Raw genomic sequence first — 21,693 nt, 5'->3', positions numbered from 1 at the left:
GCGCTTGATCAGCGGACCACGAAACCGTGAGCGAAAGGATCTTCCTCATCGTCAATGGTGATTGTGTTGAGGCCGGTTTCCACCGCCCAGCCGGCGACAGACGGGATGATGGCGGGCTTGCCCGCCACTTCGGTGGCCGCTTCGACACGACCATGAAACAGCGAACCGATGATGCTTTCATGCACGAAATCATCACCCGGCTTGAGATTGCCTTTCGCTGCCCATTGCGCCATCCGCGCCGATGTTCCGGTGCCGCAGGGCGAGCGGTCGATTGCCTTGTCGCCGTAGAAGACGGCATTGCGGGCATCGGCTTCGGGCTTTGTTGGTACGCCGGTCCAGAGAATATGGCTTAATCCGCGGATGTCGGACTTTTCGGGATGGACGAATTCATGCTCGCTGTTGATCCGCTGCCGGAGCGCCGGGCTCATGCGTACCAGATCGGCTGCCGAAAACTCCGCCATGTCGGTGAAATTTTCCTGGGTGTCGACAATGGCGTAGAAATTTCCGCCATAGGCGACATCGACGGTAATGTCGCCCAAGCCCTCGCACCAGGTCTTGATGCCGGTTGAATGCAGAAAAGCCGGCACATTGGTAAGCCGTACTTCGGTGACCTTGCGGCCTGTCTGCTGGTATCGGGCGACAATACGGCCGGCCGGTGTGTCGATCGCCAGAACCCCGGGTTCGCGGGGGCTGACCAGTCCGTTCTCGATCGCCATGGTGACGGTGCCGATGGTGCCGTGACCGCACATCGGCAGGCATCCGGAGGTTTCGATGAACAGGAAGGCAATGTCGCAATCGTCACGGGTCGGCGGATAAAGAATGGTGCCCGACATCATGTCGTGTCCGCGCGGTTCGAACATCAGCCCGGTGCGGATCCAGTCATAATCCTCAAGAAAATGCGCCCGGCGTTCCAGCATGGTGTCGCCGTCAAGTTGCGGCCCGCCGCCGGTGACGACGCGGACCGGATTGCCGCAGGTGTGGCCGTCGATGCAGAAGAAACGATTGCGCGCCATGGCTTGCTCTTTTGTACGGGTTTTCAGAAACGGTCGGGCCGGCAGGCCGCAATGTCAATGCTCGGTTTTGTGCCGGCCACGAGATCGGCGATCAGCCGGCCCATCGCCGCGGATTGGGTCAGGCCCAGATGGCCATTGCCGAAGGCAAGCAGAACGGAAGGATCTTCGGGCAGCGCGCCAATTACCGGCAGGCTGTCGGGCATCGAAGGCCGGAAGCCCATCCATTCGACACCGTCTGATGTTTTCAGTCCGGGGAGGAAAGTTGCAGCCTTGTCGAGCATGGATTTCGAGCGGGCATAATTGGGTGGCAGATCGAGTCCGCCGAGTTCCACCGCCCCGCCGACGCGCAAACCGGTTTCCAGCGGGGTGATGACGAAGCCATGATTGCCGAAGATCAGCTGGCGCTTGAGATCGAAGGCGCCCGGAGGCAAAGTGGTGTTGTAGCCGCGCTCTGTGTCCAGGGGGATGCGAAGCCGGGTGTGAGGATCGATCAATCGCTTCGACCAGGCCCCGGCACAGATGACAACACGGTCTGCCTCTCGCCTTGTCCCGTCGGCCAGCCTGACAGAAGGGCCTTCTTCATATCGCTCGAGGCTCCGGACCTCGGCCTTGTCAAACATTGCTCCGTGACGTTCTGCATGCTGCCATAGCGCCAGCGCGAAACTTTGCGGTTCGGACACTGTTTTCCAGCCCGGCACGAATGTGCCTGCAACAAAGCGTGGTGACAGTCCGGGCTGCAGTTCGTCCATACGGGAGCCTCGGACATGTTCGAATGCGATGCCGGCCTTCTCACGCCGTTGCCAGCCATTCCTGGCCGCGTTGAACTCCGCGTCGCTTTCATAAAGCTCCAATGAGCCGTCATGGCGGACCATTCCGGCGATCCCGGCTCGATCGACCAGTGCCATCATTTCGGCTTCGGCCAGTCGCATCAGGCTGGTTTGCGTTGCAATCGAAGCTTCGTACCGGCCAGGCAAGCTGGCTTTCCAGAACTGCCAGAGCCAGGGCGTCAGGCTCGGCAAATAGGATGGTCTGATCGACAGCGGCCCCAGTGGATCGAGCAGCCACTTCGGAGCCTTGAACAGGATTTTCGGTGACGCCAACGGCATGATGTCGGAGAATGCCAGCGCTGCGGCATTGCCCTTGCTGGTTTCAGCAGCGACCCCGGTGCGGTCGATCACGGTAACGGCATGACCTTGCTCGACCAGAAGCGCAGCGGTGGCGATGCCGACGATTCCGGCGCCGACGATGACAATCCGTTTGCGGCCCTGGCTCATGCTCGTTCCGGAAGGCTGAGAGCTTTCGCACGTTCTGCCAACATCTGCCGGTGGCGCATGCGGAACCGCTCGCGGTCTTCCTCGCTACGGCTTGCATGGCAATGCGGGCAGGACACGCCTTCCTCGAAAAGCTCGGACGCCTGTTCTTCCGGGCTGACCGGATTGCGGCAGGCGCGACACAGGATTTCATCGCTTTCGCGCAGGCCGTGGGTGACCGCGACGCGTTCGTCGAAGACAAAACAGGAGCCCTGCCACAGGCTCTCCTCTTCGGGCACCTCTTCGAGATATTTCAAGATGCCGCCCTTGAGGTGGAAGACATTTTCATAGCCCTTTGCCCGCATGAAGGCGGTGGCCTTTTCACAGCGGATACCGCCCGTGCAGAACATCGCGACCGGTTTGCTTCTGTCTTCCGGGCCGGCGTTTTCGACCCAGCCCGGAAACTCGCGGAAGGTGCTGGTTTCCGGATTGATCGCACCCTTGAAAGTACCAATTCCAACTTCATAGTCGTTGCGGGTATCAATGAGGATGGTATCGGGATCTGAAATCAGCTTGTTCCAATCCTGCGGATCAACATAGGCGCCAACTCCCTCGAGCGGGTCGATGTCGGGAACGCCCATGGTGACAATCTCTTTCTTGAGACGCACCTTCATTCGTCTGAACGGCATCTTGTGCGCGCTGCTTTCCTTGTGTTCCAGCGCCCCAAGCCCGGGTATCGCGCGAAGATGCGCCAGCACGGCGTCGATGGCCGACCGCGAGCCTGCGATGGTGCCGTTGACGCCCTCACGCGCCAGCAGCAAGGTGCCTTTCACGCTCCTATTGTCGCACAGATCGGCAAGAGGCTGCTGCAAAGCCTCATGTCCCGCGAGCCGGGCAAAATGGTAGAGCGCGGCGACGACCACCGGCTGGTTCGGAACGGGTGTTTGCAAAGCTGTCTTCATGCAAACGGAAATAGCGCGTCCATGCGTTTCAGGCAATCGGTCAGTACGCCTCACCTGAGTCCGCGAACGTGTGGCAACATGGACAAGCCAACCATGAAAGGCTATTCGGTGCGCTTGGATTGACGACGCGAAAGGACCAGCAACATGGGTGACAAAACCCAAGCCCTCATTTCCATATTGAAATTGCAGCCTGTCGTGCCCGTGCTCGTCATCAGGGATCTTGCCCATGCGGTGCCGCTGGCCCGGGCGCTGGTTGCCGGAGGGCTCAAGGCGATCGAGATCACGCTGAGAACACCGGTGGCGCTTGCAGCGATCCGCGCGGTTGCCGATGAAGTCGAGGACGCGGTTCCCGGCGCAGGCACTGTGCTCAACGCGCGTCAGTATCACCAGGCGGTTGAAGCCGGCTCGCAGTTCATCGTATCTCCCGGCACCACCCAGGAGCTTCTCGATGTGGCGCGCAAATCACCGGTGCCGATGTTGCCAGGTGCGGCGACCCCGAGCGAAGTCATGGCGCTGAGGGAAGAGGGCTACGAGGTGCTGAAATTCTTTCCGGCTGAACAGGCGGGCGGCGCAGCCTATCTCAAATCACTCGCCTCGCCTCTGGCAGGCACGATGTTTTGCCCGACCGGTAGCATAACGCCCGACAATGCGCGCGATTACCTGTCGCTATCCAACGTCATCTGTGTTGGCGGGTCCTGGGTTGCGCCCACGGCGCTGGTCGAGGCCGGTGACTGGGATGGCATAACCCGGCTCGCCACCGAGGCCTCGTGGCTGACCTCGTAGACACGTCCGCTTTTCTGGTAGCGGTATATTGCGCGAGTCCTATTTGAAAACGGGGTTTTGTATTCCTATTTGAGATCGGTAGTGGGCGCACGGGCGCATCACATCCAGAAAACAAGGACCGCATCCGATGTTTGATCCCAAAGCTCTGCTCGACCAGTTTCTCGGTTCCAGCATTCCTGGCACGGATGGGTCCGTCCGCGACAAGGCCAATCAGGCGACGCAATTCGCCAAGGACAATCCGCTTGCAACGGGCGCGATTGGCGCCGTGTTGCTTGGAACGGGCGCCGGACGGGCGCTGGGCGGATCGGCATTGAAACTTGGCGGCATGGCGGCGATTGCCGGATTGGGTTACCAGGCCTGGAAAAACTATCAGGCAGGCAAGAATCCCGGTAATGGTGCCGTGACCGGTGAGCCTGAATTGCTGCCGCCGCCTTCAGATTCCGGCTTCGCGGTCGAACCGGCAGCGGTGGGCGACGATCTTGCAGTCTCGCTTGTTCGCGTGATGATCGCTGCGGCCCGCGCTGACGGCCATGTCGACGATGCTGAGCGCAACCGGATACTCGACAAGCTGGCGCTGTCCGGCCTTGGCCAAGATGCGGTGAACTTTCTTTCCGATGAGCTGACCAAGCCTGTCGATATGGATGGCATTGTGAGATCGGCTTCGACCGAGGCGCAGAAAGTGGAAATGTATACCGCTGCACGGCTCACGATCGAACCTGACAGCAGAGCGGAACGCGGATTTCTCGATCTGCTCGCCGGACGCCTTGGCCTGGCCGATCCGCTTGTCGATCACATCGAGGCGACAGTGGCGTCCGCAAAGGTCTGACGCTTTCAAACAGTGACGGCTGGTCCTGCTTGCCCGGACCAGTAAAGCCGCTAAAGTCCGGCGATGCGATCACGTTCCGTCATTGAGAAACGCTTCCGGTCAATCCGAACAGGGCTGTTTGTCGCCTGGGCGGTTGTCGCGGTGATCATTGTTGCCTGGTCTGTTCGCAGGGCAGAAGACCAGGCGCTTTCCGATGTCATGCAGAAGGCTGGCGAAACCCTGGCCGTGCAAACCGAAATTCTTTCCGGCGTGCTCGACAAATACCGCTTGCTGCCGCCCCTGTTGTCACGGCAGTCATCCATCCGGGCGCTTTTCGTGCGGGACGTCGAGGGGAACGCTCAAACCGTCGACGCGCGCCGCACAGCCGAACAGATTGCCGGGATGTCGGCGGCAATGGATGTCGCGTTCCACTTTCCCGATGGCAAGCTGCTGGCCAATGCGCGCGGAACTTTTGTCACAAGCGACGAGGACCTGTCTGAACTCATTGAAGTCGCCAGGCAAGGACGGCTGGGTCGGGTGGCGCTCTCCTATGGCGAAGATCACCGAACCTATGCGTTTTCGTCGGGGGTTCGCCGCGAAGGCAAATTCGTCGGTGTTGTCATCGTTTATGTTGATTTTTATCGTGTCGAAGCCGCATGGGCGCTATCGGCGCGGCGCATCTTCGTGACCGACAGAACCGGCACGGTTTTCCTGACCAATGATCCTGACTGGCGGCTGGAGCCGATCTCCCAGCTGCGCGAAGCCGGCCGCTCCGACCGCTATCTGATCAAGGGCCGGTTTGAGGACCGGCTTGATTTGACCCGCAGGTTGCCTTTGCTCGAATGGGACCTGCATGTCCTGGCCGACCCTGCGCCGGTTGCCGCATCCCGGCTTAGCGCAGCGGCAATTGCAACGCTTGCCTGTTTGCTCGCCGGATTGATTGCGCTCGTGGCGCTCCGCCGCAACGAGATGGCGATCATCCGCACGCGCAGCGACCGGGCGACCGCGCTGCGGCTTGAGCGCGTGGTGCGCGACCGGACGCGGGCGCTATCGGTAACCAACCGGTCGCTCAGTCATGAGGTGGAAGTCCGTCGCGAAGCGGAGGAGCGTCTGCGCAAGACCCAGGATGAACTGGTTCAGACCGCCAAGCTCGCCGCACTCGGCCAGATGTCGGCAGCGCTCAGCCATGAGTACAACCAGCCATTGGCGGCGATCCGTTCCTATGCGGATAACGCCTTGCGGTTCCTTGAGCGTGGTTTGCCGCAGGAGGTCTCGGGAAACCTCATACGCATCAATGGTCTGGTTGAACGGATGGCGGAATTGTCGAGAACGCTCTTGTCGTTCTCGCGCAAACCTGGCGCATCCATCGGCCCGGTGCCGCTGGGCACCATCATTGATGAGGCGCTGCTCCTGGCGCGACCCAGGGCGCGGGCATCCGGTATTGACAGTATCAATGTGTCGCCGGGTGTGTCGGGCCTTTATGTCCAGGGGGGGCGTATCAGGCTTGGCCAGGTGTTCGTCAACCTGATCAACAACGCCATCGACGCGCTGTCGGGCAGACCCGGCGCGATTGTCGATATCGATGCGAGGCGGGAAGGCGACCGGGTTGTGGTGACCGTGACGGATAACGGTCCGGGTATCGCTGCGGATGAACTGCCAAAGGTGTTCGATCCGTTCTTCACCACCAAGGGGGTCGGTGAGGGGATCGGCATCGGCCTTTCGATCGTCGACAACATCATCCGTGATTTCGGCGGCACAATCGTGGCGACCACCCAGCCCGAGGGCGGCGCTCGCTTCACGATCACCTTGCGCGCCAGTGTTGCTCCGGAGGCTCCGGCGACGCGCGATTTGTAACCGACCGGTGACGGCGGAACGCGGTGAAGCTGGACAAGTTCGAGCCGGCGTGGTTTTCAGGGGTTTCGCATGAGCGCTGAACGGGAGCCTTGCCTTGGAAGACAACTCCGCCTTGAGAGAACAAGATCGTGTCATTCATCTCATCGATGACGACGCCGATCTTCGCCATGCTCTCAAGCAATCGCTGGAACTTGAGGGGCTGAACGTTGTCGCCCATGCAGACGCAAGTGACATCGGCGATCTGCCGCTGCGCAGCCTCTATGGCGTCATCGTGTCGGATATCCGCATGCCCGGCATCGACGGGCTGACATTGATGCGTCAGGTGCTGGCGATCGACCCGACAATGCCGGTGGTGCTGATCACCGGGCATGGCGATGTGCAGATGGCGGTGGAGGCGATGCGATCGGGGGCCTATGATTTTATCGAGAAGCCGTTTGCCGCCAACCGCTTGTTTTCCGTGGTCGAGAGAGCGATTGAAAAACGCCGGCTGGTGCTGGAAAACCGGATGCTGCGCAATGCGCTTGACGGCGGAGACGATCTGTCAGCGCGGCTGGTCGGTCGCAATCCGGCCATCCAGCATTTGCGGGCGCAGATCTCGGCCGTTGCCCAGACCGATGCGGATGTTCTCATTACCGGGGAAACCGGCACGGGCAAGGAGGTGGTTGCGCGCGCGCTGCATGATTTCGGACCACGGCGCAAAGGCAATTTCGTCGCCATCAACTGCGCTGCACTGCCAGCGGATATCTTTGAGTCGGAGCTGTTCGGGCATGAGGCGGGCGCCTTCACCGGGGCCCAGAAATTGCGGATCGGCAAGTTGGAGCATGCCAATGGCGGCACTGTTTTTCTTGACGAGATTGAATCGATGCCGATTGACCTGCAGGCCAAACTGCTGCGCGCCATCGAAGGCCGGATGATCGAACGGCTGGGATCGAACCGGCAGGTGCCACTTGATGTGCGGTTCGTGGCGGCGACCAAGGCCGATCTCAACAACAATCCCGCCTTCCGGACCGATCTTTACTACCGGCTCAATGTGATCACGCTGGAAATCCCGCCGCTCAAGGCCCGCAAGGACGACATTCCGCTTTTGTTTTTCCACATGGCGAGGGAAGCGCGGGCGCGATACCGCCGGGAGATCCCGGATATCACGCCGCAGATCGAGGCCGGTCTGATGGCGCATGCCTGGCCCGGCAATGTGCGCGAACTGCGCAATGTCGCTGACCGGTTTGTCCTGGGAATGTGGGCCGGTTTCGGGTCCGGACCCGGAGCGCCGGTGGACGCCTTGTCCGGCAGCCTGCCCGATCGCATTGATGCATTCGAGAGGGGAGTCATCATCGCGGAAATCGCCAGGAACGACGGAGCGCTCAAGCCGACCTATGAAAGCCTCGGTATCTCGCGCAAAGGCTTGTATGAGAAAATGCGACGGCTCAGCATATCCGTGGAAGATGCCGGGAACGGGTCGTAATCGCTACATAGCGGTCCGGGCGTGGGTCGTTCACTGCCCACTTAAGACCTCTCCAGTAACTTTTCGGTCCTGATGTTGTAGTTTTCCAGCAAGGCTGCGGGCCGTTTACGGGGTTTCTGTCATTATTGGCTGAATTGGCACAACTTTTGCTAAGCATGTATCTTGAATGCGATGGACGGGAGGACGTCGCCGGGGGACGTCGGGCTTGAGGCCCGCCATTCCGGTCTTTCTCCAGTCTCCGCTTCGTCAAACAGTTCCGGGCATTTTGCCCCAGTGGAGGATATTTCATGAAAAAGCTTCTTCTTGGCGCCGTTTCCGCCGCCGCACTCCTGCTCACCGCCAACGCTGCTTCGGCCAATTGCGATGATGGCGAGATGGTCATCAAGTTCAGCCACGTTGTTGCCGCAACCGGTCACCCGAAAGGCGATGCCGCCACGCTTCTGGCCGAGCGGGTCAACGAGGAAATGAACGGCAAGGCCTGCATGGAAGTATTCGCCAACTCGACCCTGTTTGATGATGACAAGGTCCTTGAAGCACTGCTTCTGGGTGATGTTCAGCTCGCCGCGCCTTCGCTTTCGAAGTTCGAAGCCTACACCCTCAAGTATCGTCTGTTCGACCTGCCGTTCCTGTTTTCGAGCCTCAAATCCGTTGACACCTTTGTGCAGTCGGATTCCGGCAAGGGTCTGCTGACCGTGATGGAAGACGTCGGCTACACCGGTCTGGGCTATTGGTCGTCAGGCCTCAAGCAGTTCTCGGCCAACAAGCCACTGCTGCTTCCCACGGACGCCGATGGCCTGAAATTCCGGGTTCAGACTTCAGACGTCGCCGTTGCGATGATCGAAGCCATGGGCGGCTCGGCCCAGAAGCTCGCGTTCAAGGAAGTTTACGGCGCTCTTCAGACCGGCGTTGTCGACGGACAGGAAAATTCCTGGTCGAACATCTACACCCAGAAGTTCTTTGAAGTGCAGGATGGCGTCACCGAGACCAACCATCAGTTGCTGGCCTACCTGCTGGTGACGTCGACCGAGTGGCTTAACAGCCTTGACGCCGACTTCCGCGATCAGTTCGTCAAGATCGTCGACGAAGTGACGATCGAAGCCAATGCTGCGGTCGCCGCCACGGAAGCCAAGAACCGCCAGAACATCATCGATGCTGGTGGCACGATCCGCGAACTCAACCCCGAACAGCGTCAGGCATGGGTTGATGCCATGAAGCCGGTCTGGACCAAGTTCGAGGGAGATATCGGCTCCGATCTGATCGAAGCCGCTGTTGCTTCCAACTCCATGAACTAAGCGGAGTATCCGCAAGAAGGCAGGCCCGGGGGTGTCTAACGGACCTGCCTTCTCGAACATGCGGCGAGCATCATGATGCTCACGCGGGTGGCATTTGGGTACACACGGAATCTTGACGGGATGCATGAGGCGTTTTCAGGTAGGTGACCTGAAAAGCGATGAGCACACGTCAATCGGGGGATCGCATGACTGTCTATCTGCCTTATCTCATCATGGGAGCGGTGATCGCGCTGTTCTGGTTTGTGGAGCGCCGCAACCCGGCTTCGGTCACGCGGTTCGAGGAAAACGTTCTCGCTGTCCTGCTGGCGATGATCACGATCGTCTCCTTCATTCAGGTTGTCGCGCGGTACGGTTTCAACAGCGGCTGGACAGGTGCGCTCGAGTTCACCCGGATCCTGTTTGCCTGGATGATCCTGTTTGGCATGAGTTATGGCCTGAAACAGGGGATGCATCTGGGTGTTGATGCGCTGCTGCGGCTGTTTCCCAAGCCGGTGTTCAAGGTCTTCGCGATCTTTGGCGCGTTCTGCGCCTTCCTTTATGCGGCCATCCTGATCGAGTCCTCCTGGCTCGGTGTTCTGGGCGCCGATACCAGTGGCGGTGCGATGGTCTACTGGTCGAAATTTTATCAGATCGGCATCGGCCTTGATGATCTGCGTTATCCGGAATGGATGCAGGACACGTTCGGCCTGAAGGAGCGCGTGCAGCGCTGGATTGCCTATCTCATTCTTCCCATCGGACTGGGTTTGTTCGGCTTCCGTGCGCTACAGGGCATGGTGGCGATCTGGCGCGGCGAGCGTGAACTGATCATTGCCGGACATGAGGCGGAAGACCTCGTTGCCGAAAACCGCAACGTGTTGAAGGACTGATCCGCCATGGAAACCGCAATTTTGTTCTTACTCGTTCTCGGACTCTTGTTCGCCGGCGTGCCGGTGGCGGTGTCTCTGGGGCTCTCGTCGATCATTCTGATCGCTTTCTTCTCCACTGATTCTATGTCGTCGGTGGCCATCCAGCTGTTCACCGCATCCCAGAACTACACATTGCTCGCCATTCCGTTTTTCGTGCTGGCATCTGCCTTCATGTCAACCGGCGGCGTGGCCAAGCGGATCATCCGCTTCGCGATAGCGGCGGTCGGCCATTTTCGTGGCGGTCTGGCCATGGCCAGCGTGCTTGCCTGCATGCTGTTTGCAGCGTTGTCGGGATCATCGCCCGCCACCGTTGTCGCCATCGGCACCATTGCCATAGCCGGCATGCGGCAGGTTGGTTACTCCAAGGAATTCGCCGCCGGGATCATCGCCAATGCCGGCACACTCGGCATTCTCATTCCGCCCTCCATCGTGATGGTGGTGTATGCCGCGGCAACGGACGTCTCTGTCGGCCGGATGTTTCTGGCCGGCGTGATCCCGGGCATTGTCGCGGGGCTCATGTTGATGCTCGCGATTTATGTGGTGGCGCGGGTCAAGGGGCTTCCGGCAGAACCCTGGCGCGGAATCGGTGAAATTGTCGCCGGCGGCAAGGAGGCCGGCTGGGGCCTGTTCCTGATCATTATCATCATCGGCGGCATCTATGGCGGGGTGTTCACCCCAACCGAAGCCGCAGCCGTGGCCGCAGTCTATTCCTTCTTCATAGCGATCTTCATCTACCGCGACATGGGGCCGATGGCCGGTATCAGCTGGGTCAGTGAGGCCGACCCCCGTGCCAGCCGGGCGGGCTTTTCCGGCATAGTTTATGCGGTCGCCTTCTATTTCGTCTGGATGATCCTGTCGTTCTTCGCCACCAATGATTCCGAAACAGTCACCTTTGCCGGCCGGTCCAATCTCGGTTTGGCGATCTCGCTGGTGATCATGGTGGCCTACGTTGCCTGGCGCGGTGACAAGGGACTTGCCGGCGTGCCGTCGGCGCTGGTTGCGGGTTTGCCGATCTGGGGACGAAACTTCAAACTGATGGGCCGCAATTTTGGCCGGGCGTTTTTCAACGAAGACACCCGCAAGGTCATGGTCGATGCGTCGAAGACCACCATCATGCTGATGTTCATCATCGTCAATGCGCTGTTGTTCGCCCATGTGTTGACCTCGGAACGGATCCCGGACGCCATCACCGAACTGATGCTTGGCTACGGCTTCACATGGTTCACGTTCCTGATCGCGGTCAACATCCTGCTGCTGATCGGCGGTCAGTTCATGGAGCCGTCAGGGCTGCTTCTCATTGTTGCGCCGGTGGTGTTCCCGATTGCCATGGAACTTGGCGTTGATCCGGTGCATCTGGGCATCATCATGGTGGTCAACATGGAGATCGGCATGATCACACCTCCGATCGGGCTGAACCTGTTCGTCACCTCCGGGATCACCGGAATGAGTCTGGTTCAAGTGGTTCGCGCCGCGATGCCCTTCGTCGCGGTGTTGTTGGTGTTCCTGATCATCGTCACCTACGTGCCTGCCTTGTCGACCTGGCTGCCCTACAGCCTGATGGGGCCGGAAATCGTCACGAGATAGGTATTGGGTGCCTGAGACAAAACAATACCCAAATCAAACTGTCGGGGCGCGAAAGCGCCCCGTATCTTTTGATGCGGTCCTGGAACGCCTTGAGCGTCTGCTGGCTGTGGGTGGATCAACGCAGGTTCTGAAATGCGATTCCGAACGTTTTGAAACGCGTTTTCGGGCTCCCTTTGGTGCGAAGCCTTTCAAAGAGGCTCATCCGTGGCGTCAACGCTGCCGGTCATTCAAGCACGCTTCAAGGGAGTCCATCGTGAGAACAGACAGAAAACCAATCATTTTTACCTATGCATCCATCGCAGTCGTGGCTCTGTACGCCGCATCCATGATGAGCGCCGCGCAGAGCGAAGGCGTGATGCGGTCCGGCGCTGCGGTCCGAACCGCCCAGGGCCAGGAGATCCCGGCGGGCTCAATCGGCATCGTTGTTATCGAAAGCGCCCGCGAAGCGTCATTGCTGCAATTGCGCGGCATTGCCGGCCGCGGGTTCGCGCTGCTCCGCAACTCCGACGGCAATGGATGTGTGCAGTTGCCGCTGCGGTTTGTTGCCGGAGACTTTGGCGGCGATGGGTTCGCGTCAACTCAGGCAAGGCCCATTCGCCTGACAATCAATGACGCCGGAATTGCCGAGGCACTTGTCGGCGGTCTGGATATAGTCAGCGACCATTACCACGTGGGTACATCCCGGATTGACCAGATTGCCATTGTGGAAGGCCTGACCGTGGAGCATGGCTTCGTCCTCAACCCGGGCAAGTCGCTGCTGGCAGACCTGTTGGGCGCCGATGTCAGTCAGATTGAGTGTGAGGCCGGGTAAACCGCGTCACCTCCCTGTGTCTGCATGTCGCGCAAAACCACAGTGTGGATTTGCGCGACATGCATCACATTGCCTTATTTCGGGTGCGGTACTGAGACGGGGTCAGTCCGGTGATGCGGCGGAACTCTCCGTTGAAACTGGACTTGCTGACAAAGCCGGCTTCAAGCATGATTTCGGTGACCGGCAGGCTCGTATCGCGCAACAGTTCCTGGGCGTGACGAATGCGAAACCCGTTCAGGTAACGAGAGAAATTGTCTCCGGTACACCGGTTGACGGCATTTGAAACCTGCCGTGCCGGCACCACCAGCCGGCGCGCGACCCGGACCAGCGTCAGGTTGGTGTCGCAGAACAGGTTGGTCTCGTCCATCATGGCGCCCAGCTCTTCAAGCAGCCTGCGATCTTCTTCTGATGACGCCGGTTGCGGTTGCTTCTGGGCAAGGCCGGTCATGCCCAGGCGCACGATCTGTGGTGCCACGATCAGGGCGACAGCGAAGCAGAATGCTGCCAGTATTCCCGAAGCTCCGGACAGCAATTGCATTGCACCGCCGTCACCGGCGAAGACACCGGCTGCGACAATTGCGAAATCGGCCGCAACCATCAACCCCAACAGTGCAATGATTGCATACAAGGCCGAGCGCATCAGCGGCATGGCCTGAGCCGCAACATGAATGAATTCATCCGGATTACGGCCCAGGAATGCTGCGATGCGGATCAGGTAGGCGATGTTGAATGCCAGAACGATGAAATCGCCGGAAACCGGAAGTGACACCAGAATTGCAATCTGGGCGATGACAACAAGCCCGGCATTGATTGCAAATGGTCTTTTCCATGATTGATCGCCGTCCTGGGTCAGCGTCAGGAAACCCAGATAGGCGGAGGGGCCCATCAGAAGGGCAATAATCGGCTGCAGTTGAGTGGGTACGTTCATCTCGAAGGACAATCGCAAGCCGAGCACGATCCCGATTGCTGCAAGGGACATGAGAAACACGCAGAAGAAAACCCGAGCCGGCACCGGCATCCTGCCGTTTGTCGCCAGAGCGGCGGTCGCAATTGCCGCCAAAACGCTGACCAGCCATGCAAGGGGGAAATTGACCATGTTGGAGATCCATCGCCATGGGAAGAGCTTCGCAGCATCTTCTCATGCCTAGAGATGATGCGTCGTTGCTCATCCCTACCCCGGGCAGGTTGATGAAACAACGCGCTGGTAGTGTAAACCGAAATACCCTTTTCATCACAATCGCGAATGGATTGCTTCAGACAATATCATGTCTGGCGCCATTGTGATCGGCATGGTCGGGGACCATAGTAGCCCTGCCATGATTGATCATATCAACTTCCCGCTGATCCTGACCGCTGCGCTTCTGGCGACAGCAAGCCCCGGGCCGTCGACATTGGCGATTGCCGGAACGGCGATGGCGCATGGACGAGGGCAGGCGCTGGCGCTGGGCGCGGGCATCATTTCAGGTTCCTGGATCTGGTCGATTGCGGCAGCGCTTGGACTGAGCGCGATCATGTTCGCCAATGCCTGGGTGTTTGATGTGTTGCGATATCTTGGCGCGGGATACCTGTTGTATCTGGCCTACAGAAGCACCCTTGGCGTCCTCTCGGTCAGGCAGGTGAAATTGCGATCGATATCGACGCGAAGCTGCCTGGCGGCTTATGGCAAGGGGTTGGCGATGCACCTGACCAATCCGAAGGCGATCCTGTTCTTTGGCGCACTCTATTCGGTTGGCGTTCCGGTCACCGCGACCGCCCTGGAGCTCGCCGCGGTGGTCCTGGCCATTGGTTTGCAGAGCGTGTGGGTTTTCGTGACTTACGCCGTGCTGTTTTCCAACCATCGCGTGGTGGCTGTGTATCTCCGGCTGCGACGGTGGTTCGAGGGCGCATTCGCCTTGGCTTTCGGATTTGCCGGATTGAAGCTTCTGACAGCCAGATTCTGAAGGAAAGTGTAAAGGCAAGGCCAAAACGTGCCATGGCTGGTTAACGCGGCGTTAACTGTTTGAGCGCAGCCTGAGTATCAGACATGCCCATCCAATCCTCCCAGGACCCGGCATGACGGCGAGGGCGGCGAAAGCCGCCCTTGACCGGTTCAGGGCTTCCGGCTTTCCAGATAGTCTCCGATCCGTTGTATAGCCTTTTCGATATTGTCATCGGAATTGGCGCAGGAGACACGGACATAACCCTCGCCGAGAACCCCGAAATCGGGTCCGCCAATCAACGCCACACCGGCCTCTTCCAGCAGTGCGCTGGCGAGCGGTTTGGCTTTCCAGCCGGTGGCAGAGATATTCGGGAAGGCATAGAAAGCACCCTTGGGAAGGACGCAGGAAACGCCGGGCAGTTCATTGAGCAAATCAGTCACCAGACGGCGACGGCGGTCGAAAGCTTCAAGCATGTCCGCCACCGCGTCCTGCGGTCCGTCGATTGCGGCGATGCCGGCAAATTGCGATGGCGCATTGACGCAGGACCAGCAATTGACCGCGAGCTTCCTGACATAGCCAATCAGGCTGTCAGGCCAGATCGACCATCCCATACGCCAGCCGGTCATGGCCCAGGTCTTTGACCAGCCGTTGAGCACGATCAGGCGGTCGCGGATCTCGGGGTAGGTGAGAAGCGAAGTGTGCTGCTCGCCGTCATAGGTCATGACGTCATAGATTTCATCGGACAGGATGGCGACGTTCGGGTGAGCGGAAAGCCCTGCCACGAGCTTGTCGATCTCGGATTTGGGAGTGACGCCGCCGGTGGGGTTTGCCGGAGAGTTGAGGATCAGCAGCCTGGTCTGCGGAGTGATCAAGGCCAGCGTTTCTTCGGCGGAAAAGGCAAAGCCGTTTTCCTCGCGCATCGGTACCGGAATGGGCCGGGCACCGACATGCTCGATCATTGAACGGTAGATCGGAAATCCCGGATCAGGATACAGAATATCGACACCGGGTTCGCCGAGCATGCGGATGGCGGCGTACATGGTGGGCTTGCCGCCGGGCATGACCATGACGCTGTCCGGAGAGATTTCGATGCCGGTCATGCTCAGGGTGCGGCGACAGACGGCCTCGCGGGTCTGCAGCAGACCGTTGGCAGGGGTGTAGCCATGATGACCGTCGCGCAAGGCCTTGACCGCAGCCTCGACGATATGTGCCGGAGTCTTGAAGTCAGGCTGGCCGATGCCGAGATTGATGATGTCGCGACCCTGATTGACGAGCTCGGTGGCGCGGGCGAGCACGGCGAAGGCATTTTCCTCACCGATGCGGTCGAATGCAGCGATTGGCTGGATCATGAGCGCTTTTATCCTGTCCGGGTGGTTGTTTTGTTCCTGCAACTCATGTCCTATTCCGGCGCGAAATTCAATTCAGGCAAATCAAATGCACGACTTGAGCAACTGGAAATCCTGCCCCGCCCCCGAGGGGTTCTCGGTCACCGGGCGATATGTGATGATCGAACCGTTCCGGCGCGATGTGCATGAAACCGCGTTGTGGGAAGCCCTGGGCGGTTCCGACATCAACGAGCTTATCCGGTATTTCCCGAACGGTCCCTACGAGGCTGCCGGACAGCTTGCTGACTGGCTGGAAGCCAACAAAAGCACGGGGACGGTGGTGTGCATATTCCGCAACCGCCGCACCGGCGATATTGTCGGCATGGCGTCATTGATGCGCCCTGATCCCGCCAATGGCGTTGTCGAGGTCGGCTCGGTTGCGCACGGCGCCGCGATGGCGCGGTCCCCGATGTCCACCGAAGCGCATTATCTGATGGCGCGGCATGTGTTCGAGGATCTCGGCTATCGTCGCTACGAATGGAAATGTCACAACGACAATGCGCCATCGAAAGTAACGGCAGTCCGGCTCGGGTTCACGTTCGAGGGCGTGTTCCGCCAGCATATCATCTCCAAGGGCGCCAACCGCGATACCGCCTGGTTTTCGATGATTGACGGGGAATGGCCGGCTCTCAAACGTGCGTTCGAAGCATGGCTTGAACCTTCCAATTTCAATCCGGAGGGCGAGCAGAAAATTCGGCTGGAGGGTATGAGGCAGGGCGCCTGATGAAGCATCTTCGGCGCGCCACGGCAGACGAACGCCAGATGCTCGAAGCCTTCCAACGTGCTGCCTATGCGCGTACCGAAGCTGCGGTAGGGGCGCGGGCCATCCCGCTTGAATGGGACTATGGGGCTATTCTCGATGAATGCGAAGTCTGGCTTGACGAGGAGGCGGGCGTGCTCAATGGCGTCTTGATCCTGCGGGTCCTGACAGACCGGGTATTCCTGGAATCGATTGCCACTTCACCGCAAGTCGCGGGATCCGGGCGTGGACGCCTGCTGCTCGAGGCCACGTTCGACCGGGCGCGTGAACTGGGATTAAATCGGGTTGGCCTGATTACAAACAGTCTTAATCCGGCGCTGGCATGGTACAAGAGACTGGGCTTTGCAGTCGACCATGAAGAGGTTAAGCCCGGACGGACCGTGATTCACATGTCAGCACCGTCTTCCAGTGCCGGATGATGAATGCCGGCCGTGAGTCGATGGCCGGAAGGCCGCAGCAGGTGCTGCAACCAGACAGAACAACCTGGCGTTTCGTCGCCCGAATTGGAGCCGTGATCCCATGAGCAAACCAGCAAATTCAAACCGCTCATCGGCCATTGCCGCGGCCGTTATCCTGATCGTCACCGGGCTTGTCTTTTACTACATGCCGGCGATGATGATGTCCCTGTCGGAGATTTCGCCGTGGTTGTCCTATGCGCTGGCGATTGCCTTTGTGCTGGCTTTCTTCGCTATCTTCTGGCTCCGGGGTAAACGGCAGAAGAGAAACGAAGACCACAAAGACAGCGCCGGATAAGGTTGGTTCAGGCCTGTAGCGATGCGGCCAGCAGAAGCAATCCCAGAGCCATAACGGTCGCTGCGCCGAGGATTTCGATCATCGTGCCGACACGGCCACCCATGGAGGCGCCGGCCAGACGCACGGCGGCTCCCTTGGCCATGACCGCCAGTGTCGCCAATGCCGATACGGTGATTGCCGTGCCGATCGCCATGGCGAAAGCCGAAGCGATTCCGGCCAGCCAAAGTCCGTTCAGCATAGAAAAAGTCAGCACAATCAGCGCCCCTGAGCACGGCCTGAGGCCGACCGCCACAACGGCGCTCCAGGCTTCGCGCAAACTGAAATCACGACCCGAGATCAGCTTGGGATCGGGCAGGTGGGAATGACCGCAGCTTGAGCAGACTTCGCCGTCCTGATGTTGGTGGCCATGGTCATGGTCATGATGATGATCGTGATTGTGGTGATGATGATGATGATGATCATGATCATGATTGATGTGCGACTGTATCGCCGCCGAAACCGCCACTGGCCGGCTGCGTCGCAGGGAGATGAGTTTCCGGCTGAGCAGCCAGAAGCCGAATGCTGCGATCAGCGCGTAGCTTGCGATCTCCATGAAATGCGTTGCCCGCGTCATGGAAATCGACAGGCCGCGCAAGAGGTAATAGGCAACCCCGACCACCGCCACCGCGGTTGTTGCCTGCAGCAGCGAGGACAGTACAGACAGAAGCACGCCGCGCCTGAGCGCCACCTCGTTGGCGATCATGTAGGATGAAATCACCGCCTTGCCATGACCCGGGCCTGCTGCGTGAAACACGCCATAGAGGAAAGACAGGCTGATTAGTCCCCACATCTGCCATGGATCGGTACGCATCGCTTTGAGAGATCCGGTCAGGGCTCGGTAAAACGCCTGTTGCTGCTGATTGATCCAGTTGAGAAACGAGCCGCCAAAGCCGGAAGGCGAGAAGGACGGCTCCGCCGTGCCAATTCCCAGGGAGGATTGGGCATGCGCCGCACCGGCGACGAGAACAAATCCCATGGCTGACACAATGACCGCACGCGAAACTGTCCAATTCATTTGCAGTCCAGCTCCAGCCTTGTCGCCAGCAGTTTGGAAAGATCGCCGCTCCCGGTTGTTTCAAAAAAGGCTTCGGTCAGGGACGCCTGATTCTGTTCTATGATTTCGTCGAAATCCGGCCGCACAACCTTGCGTGCGCAGCGCGACGCCGAAGCACCTGTTACCGCCATGTCTTCGTCGTTGATGAAATCCAGAGCCGCATACATGGTCGGATCAAAGACGCCGAAGGCTATCTTGCCCGCAAGTTCAATACTGTCGGGGACCAGGGCGAAGAACATCAGCAATTGCCCGTCCTGGTAATCGACCTTGATCGCTTCGGGAAGCGTGATGCCGATGTCCTTACCATTGACCGTGACGCTGGTGTAATAATCGAATTCGGCCAGCGACTGGGTGACCATGTCGCCGATCTTAGCGAGTTCGCCGGCGTCGAGCTTCATATCGGCGTTTTCGTCAAAATCCAGAATGACGCTGGAGGAGAAAACCTCGTCAAAACGCCAGACGTTACGCAGTTCAGTGACGCGCCCATCGGCCGATGTCTCAATCTCCAGCCTCGCATCGGCGAAAACATGCGGATGCGCCAAGGCTGACGCCGGAGCAATCAAACTTGCGAGCGCCGCGATGGCTGGCAATCGCGGAATCAGGTGCGTGGTCATGATGCGCCGATCTGTTGGTCTTGGGTGGTGACTGTCTTGGCAGCGAATATGGACGAAAATTCGGCGGGCGCCAGCACCTGCGACAATTGGAATCACTGATTGGTTTTAAACCACTGGCTCAGGAAATCGACGAAGGCGCGAACCTTGGCGGGGAGATAGCGGCGATGCGGGTAAATCGCGTAAATGCCGCGGTCGGTCACAAGATAGTCAGCAAGGATCGGAACCAGTGCTCCGCAGTCCCGGCGCTCCTTGAAAACGAAGTCAGGCAAGACCGCGACACCCAGGCCAGCCTCTGCCGCACGCATGGCTGTCAGTGGGCTGTTGACCTCGAGCCGACCGTGCACGGACACCGAGAAAACGGATCCGTCCTTGTTCTCGAAAGGCCAGTTGTTGAGACTCCGTCCATTGGTGTCAATAATACAGGGCAGTCCTGCCAACTGTGATGGATGGGTGATCGGGCCATGGCGTTCGAGAAATTCAGGGGAGGCGCAGGCGATCAGCGAGAAAGCCGATAGCTTGCGGGCGATCAGCCCCGAATCCTCCAGCTTGGTGATGCGGATCGCTACATCGTAGCCTTCCTCGACCAGATCGACGAAGCGGTCGTCGGAGATGATCTCCAAAGTCACATCCGGATGGGCGGCAGCGAACTCAATCAGCGAACGGCCGATGGCGGCATCGGCGAAGGTGCGCGGCGCGGATACCCGGATGCGGCCCTTGAGATCCTTCGAGCCTTCACGCACCAGATCCGCGAGATTGTCGATTTCCTTGAGAATGTCCGAGGCGGTGCGGAAATAGATGTGACCGGCTTCGGTCAGCGAGAACTTCCGCGTGGTGCGGTTGAGCAACAATGCACCGAGATCGTCCTCAAGCTCGCGCACATATTTCGACAACAGCGCCTTGGAGCGGCCGACCTTGCGTGCGGCCGCGGAAAACCCTTCGGCCTCCACCACGTCGATAAAGGCACGAATGCGGGTCAATGTATCCATGTAAGGCAGATCCTCGGGGTTCGCGCCAGGTATTCACGACCGATGGCATTGTCACTACAAATTGAACAGTTCACGGATATTCGTTCAGAGAAACTGTTTTTCAAGGGGCAGCCAAGAAAACACTTGATTGCGACAGGCGAAACTCTTATCTGCGCCTAGCCCAAAGTCGCACGTGCCTGTGGGTGTCCGCCGACCCTCGAAATGGTGAGGAATCGGTAAGGTACCTGGAACTAACCCCTCCAGTCGTTTCTCCGGCCATCCGGTTGAGCGAGGACATCTTGAAGCAACGACGGTGCGGGCCTTTCTGGTGTCTGCCGGCTTTCCAACAGCCGGGGTTACTGAAGAGGCACACCTTCATTGCCGGAAGTGCGGTCGGGATTTCCTTCCAATCCAAGGCAGACATGAGCGGACCAACGCCACAAATGGCTCGGTCCACCGACGCATCAAGCGTCCGCACCGCTATCCGGTTCCTCCAAAGGCCGGCTTCGGGATGTGGCCGTACGATGCTCTGTCTAGATTTGGCCCCGATGACGGGGCCGGGAACGGAGCACCCGATGACAACTGCACGAATTCTCGACTTTATTCGCACCCGACGTCCCGATGGCCCTTGTCTTGTGGTTGACCTTGATGTGGTGCGAGACAATTTCCTGTCGTTTCGCAAGGCGCTTCCGGACAGTTCGATTTTCTATGCCGTCAAAGCCAATCCGGCACCGGAGATCTTGCGGCTGCTTGCTGGCCTGGGCTCCAGTTTCGATTGCGCATCGGTCGCCGAGATCGAAATGGCGATGAAGGCAGGTGCTGCCGCCACCCGCGTTTCCTATGGCAACACGATCAAGAAAGAGCGTGACATTGCCCGGGCGCATGCACTTGGTGTTTCGATGTTCGCCGTCGACAGTCATGAGGAGGTAGAAAAGATTGCACGCGCGGCTCCCGGCGCCCGGGTGTTCTGCCGTGTGCTGACCGATGGCGAAGGCGCCGAATGGCCGCTGTCGCGCAAGTTCGGCTGCGTGCCGCAGATGGCGGTCGACGTTCTGGTTTATGCGCATCAGCTCGGCCTGGTCTCGCATGGCGTGTCTTTCCATGTCGGCTCGCAGATGACCAGGCTCGACGCATGGGATGCAGCGCTCAGCGACGCGCGCCGGGTGTTCGACAAGCTTGCCCAGCAGGGCATCCACCTCAAGATGGTCAATATGGGCGGAGGGTTCCCGACCCGCTACCTCAAGGACATCCCGACCGCGCAGGCCTATGGTCAGGCGATCTTTGCGTCGCTGCGCAAGCATTTCGGCAACCACATTCCCGAAACCATCATCGAACCGGGCCGCGGCATGGTCGGAAATGCCGGTGCGATCAAGGCCGAAGTTGTGCTGGTGACGCGCAAGTCGGACGATGACAATGTGCGCTGGGTGTTTCTCGATATCGGCAAGTTCGGCGGACTTGCCGAGACCATGGACGAAGCCATTCG

The 21,693-nt window shown here is 59.3% G+C and carries 21 protein-coding genes; 13 read left to right on the top strand and 8 right to left on the bottom strand.

What is annotated here, in order from left to right:
- Positions 1-8: 8 nt before the first annotated feature.
- From ABJN75_RS07450 to ABJN75_RS07440, 3 genes are read right to left on the bottom strand one after another with little or no spacing between them, the layout of a single operon-like run.
- A complete protein-coding gene (locus tag ABJN75_RS07450) occupies positions 9-1,013 on the bottom strand; it encodes a 4-hydroxyproline epimerase (protein ID WP_348438298.1) in 1,005 nt (334 codons plus the stop codon).
- A gap of 23 nt (positions 1,014-1,036) precedes the next feature.
- Positions 1,037-2,287, bottom strand: a complete 1,251-nt coding sequence (locus ABJN75_RS07445) for an FAD-dependent oxidoreductase (RefSeq protein ID WP_348438296.1) — start codon at positions 2,285-2,287, stop codon at positions 1,037-1,039.
- The gene (locus ABJN75_RS07440) at positions 2,284-3,225 is read right to left on the bottom strand and encodes a rhodanese-related sulfurtransferase (protein WP_348438294.1); all 942 of its coding nucleotides are present in this window, start codon (positions 3,223-3,225) and stop codon (positions 2,284-2,286) included. Before ABJN75_RS07440 ends, ABJN75_RS07445 begins: the two co-directional genes overlap by 4 nt.
- Before the next feature lie 144 nt (positions 3,226-3,369).
- On the opposite strand from ABJN75_RS07440, the gene ABJN75_RS07435 reads away from it, so the two are divergent.
- The 8 genes from ABJN75_RS07435 to ABJN75_RS07400 all read left to right on the top strand — a co-directional run bounded on the left by ABJN75_RS07435 (position 3,370) and on the right by ABJN75_RS07400 (position 12,721).
- On the top strand, positions 3,370-4,008 hold the full coding sequence (locus ABJN75_RS07435; protein WP_348438292.1) for a 2-dehydro-3-deoxy-phosphogluconate aldolase: 639 nt from the start codon (positions 3,370-3,372) through the stop codon (positions 4,006-4,008).
- Positions 4,009-4,135: 127 nt separating this feature from the next.
- Positions 4,136-4,834: a tellurite resistance TerB family protein gene (locus ABJN75_RS07430; RefSeq protein ID WP_348438290.1), complete on the top strand. Its 699-nt coding sequence runs from the start codon at positions 4,136-4,138 to the stop codon at positions 4,832-4,834.
- A 63-nt stretch (positions 4,835-4,897) separates the two neighbouring features.
- On the top strand, positions 4,898-6,667 hold the full coding sequence (locus ABJN75_RS07425) for an ATP-binding protein (RefSeq protein ID WP_348438288.1): 1,770 nt from the start codon (positions 4,898-4,900) through the stop codon (positions 6,665-6,667).
- Between the two features lie 94 nt (positions 6,668-6,761).
- Positions 6,762-8,129: a sigma-54 dependent transcriptional regulator gene (locus ABJN75_RS07420; RefSeq protein WP_348438286.1), complete on the top strand. Its 1,368-nt coding sequence runs from the start codon at positions 6,762-6,764 to the stop codon at positions 8,127-8,129.
- A gap of 287 nt (positions 8,130-8,416) precedes the next feature.
- Entirely contained in the window at positions 8,417-9,421 is a 1,005-nt protein-coding gene (locus ABJN75_RS07415; RefSeq protein ID WP_348438284.1) for a DctP family TRAP transporter solute-binding subunit, read from the top strand.
- A gap of 185 nt (positions 9,422-9,606) precedes the next feature.
- Positions 9,607-10,287, top strand: coding sequence for a TRAP transporter small permease (locus ABJN75_RS07410; RefSeq protein WP_348438282.1), 681 nt, complete (start codon positions 9,607-9,609; stop codon positions 10,285-10,287).
- 6 nt (positions 10,288-10,293) lie between these two features.
- Positions 10,294-11,910 carry a TRAP transporter large permease subunit gene (locus ABJN75_RS07405; protein ID WP_348438280.1) on the top strand — a complete coding sequence of 539 codons (1,617 nt, stop codon included), beginning with the start codon at positions 10,294-10,296 and terminating at the stop codon, positions 11,908-11,910.
- Positions 11,911-12,163: 253 nt separating this feature from the next.
- Positions 12,164-12,721, top strand: a complete 558-nt coding sequence (locus tag ABJN75_RS07400) for a hypothetical protein (RefSeq protein ID WP_348438278.1) — start codon at positions 12,164-12,166, stop codon at positions 12,719-12,721.
- Between the two features lie 64 nt (positions 12,722-12,785).
- Here ABJN75_RS07400 and ABJN75_RS07395 read toward each other — a convergent pair whose 3' ends face one another.
- Complete coding sequence (locus tag ABJN75_RS07395) at positions 12,786-13,817, bottom strand: helix-turn-helix domain-containing protein (RefSeq protein ID WP_348438276.1); 1,032 nt, start codon at positions 13,815-13,817, stop codon at positions 12,786-12,788.
- Between the two features lie 169 nt (positions 13,818-13,986).
- Here ABJN75_RS07395 and ABJN75_RS07390 point away from each other — a divergent pair, with 169 nt between their 5' ends.
- Positions 13,987-14,661, top strand: coding sequence for a LysE family translocator (locus ABJN75_RS07390; protein ID WP_348438274.1), 675 nt, complete (start codon positions 13,987-13,989; stop codon positions 14,659-14,661).
- A gap of 149 nt (positions 14,662-14,810) precedes the next feature.
- Here ABJN75_RS07390 and ABJN75_RS07385 read toward each other — a convergent pair whose 3' ends face one another.
- Complete coding sequence (locus tag ABJN75_RS07385) at positions 14,811-15,989, bottom strand: pyridoxal phosphate-dependent aminotransferase (protein ID WP_348438272.1); 1,179 nt, start codon at positions 15,987-15,989, stop codon at positions 14,811-14,813.
- 85 nt (positions 15,990-16,074) lie between these two features.
- Here ABJN75_RS07385 and ABJN75_RS07380 point away from each other — a divergent pair, with 85 nt between their 5' ends.
- From ABJN75_RS07380 to ABJN75_RS07370, 3 genes are all read left to right on the top strand, one after another.
- Complete coding sequence (locus ABJN75_RS07380) at positions 16,075-16,749, top strand: GNAT family protein (protein WP_348438270.1); 675 nt, start codon at positions 16,075-16,077, stop codon at positions 16,747-16,749.
- Positions 16,749-17,204 (top strand): GNAT family N-acetyltransferase, encoded by a 456-nt coding sequence (locus tag ABJN75_RS07375; RefSeq protein ID WP_348438268.1) that lies wholly within the window; start codon positions 16,749-16,751, stop codon positions 17,202-17,204. Before ABJN75_RS07380 ends, ABJN75_RS07375 begins: the two co-directional genes overlap by 1 nt.
- 100 nt (positions 17,205-17,304) lie before the next feature.
- Positions 17,305-17,538 (top strand): hypothetical protein, encoded by a 234-nt coding sequence (locus ABJN75_RS07370; protein WP_348438266.1) that lies wholly within the window; start codon positions 17,305-17,307, stop codon positions 17,536-17,538.
- A 7-nt stretch (positions 17,539-17,545) separates the two neighbouring features.
- Here ABJN75_RS07370 and ABJN75_RS07365 read toward each other — a convergent pair whose 3' ends face one another.
- The 3 genes from ABJN75_RS07365 to ABJN75_RS07355 all read right to left on the bottom strand — a co-directional run bounded on the left by ABJN75_RS07365 (position 17,546) and on the right by ABJN75_RS07355 (position 20,231).
- Positions 17,546-18,553 carry a nickel/cobalt transporter gene (locus ABJN75_RS07365; RefSeq protein ID WP_348438315.1) on the bottom strand — a complete coding sequence of 336 codons (1,008 nt, stop codon included), beginning with the start codon at positions 18,551-18,553 and terminating at the stop codon, positions 17,546-17,548.
- Between the two features lie 35 nt (positions 18,554-18,588).
- Complete coding sequence (locus ABJN75_RS07360; RefSeq protein WP_348438264.1) at positions 18,589-19,245, bottom strand: DUF1007 family protein; 657 nt, start codon at positions 19,243-19,245, stop codon at positions 18,589-18,591.
- Positions 19,246-19,337: 92 nt separating this feature from the next.
- The gene (locus tag ABJN75_RS07355; RefSeq protein WP_348438262.1) at positions 19,338-20,231 is read right to left on the bottom strand and encodes a LysR family transcriptional regulator; all 894 of its coding nucleotides are present in this window, start codon (positions 20,229-20,231) and stop codon (positions 19,338-19,340) included.
- A 554-nt stretch (positions 20,232-20,785) separates the two neighbouring features.
- Here ABJN75_RS07355 and odc2 point away from each other — a divergent pair.
- A partial coding sequence (gene odc2, locus ABJN75_RS07350; RefSeq protein WP_348438260.1) for an ornithine/lysine decarboxylase occupies positions 20,786-21,693 on the top strand: 908 nt, incomplete at its 3' end.

The organism is Hoeflea sp. (assembly GCF_039975035.1).
GTDB lineage: Bacteria > Pseudomonadota > Alphaproteobacteria > Rhizobiales > Rhizobiaceae > Hoeflea.
The sequence above is the reverse complement of the archived record's forward strand: the minus strand, read 5'-3'. Positions and strand labels throughout refer to the sequence as shown.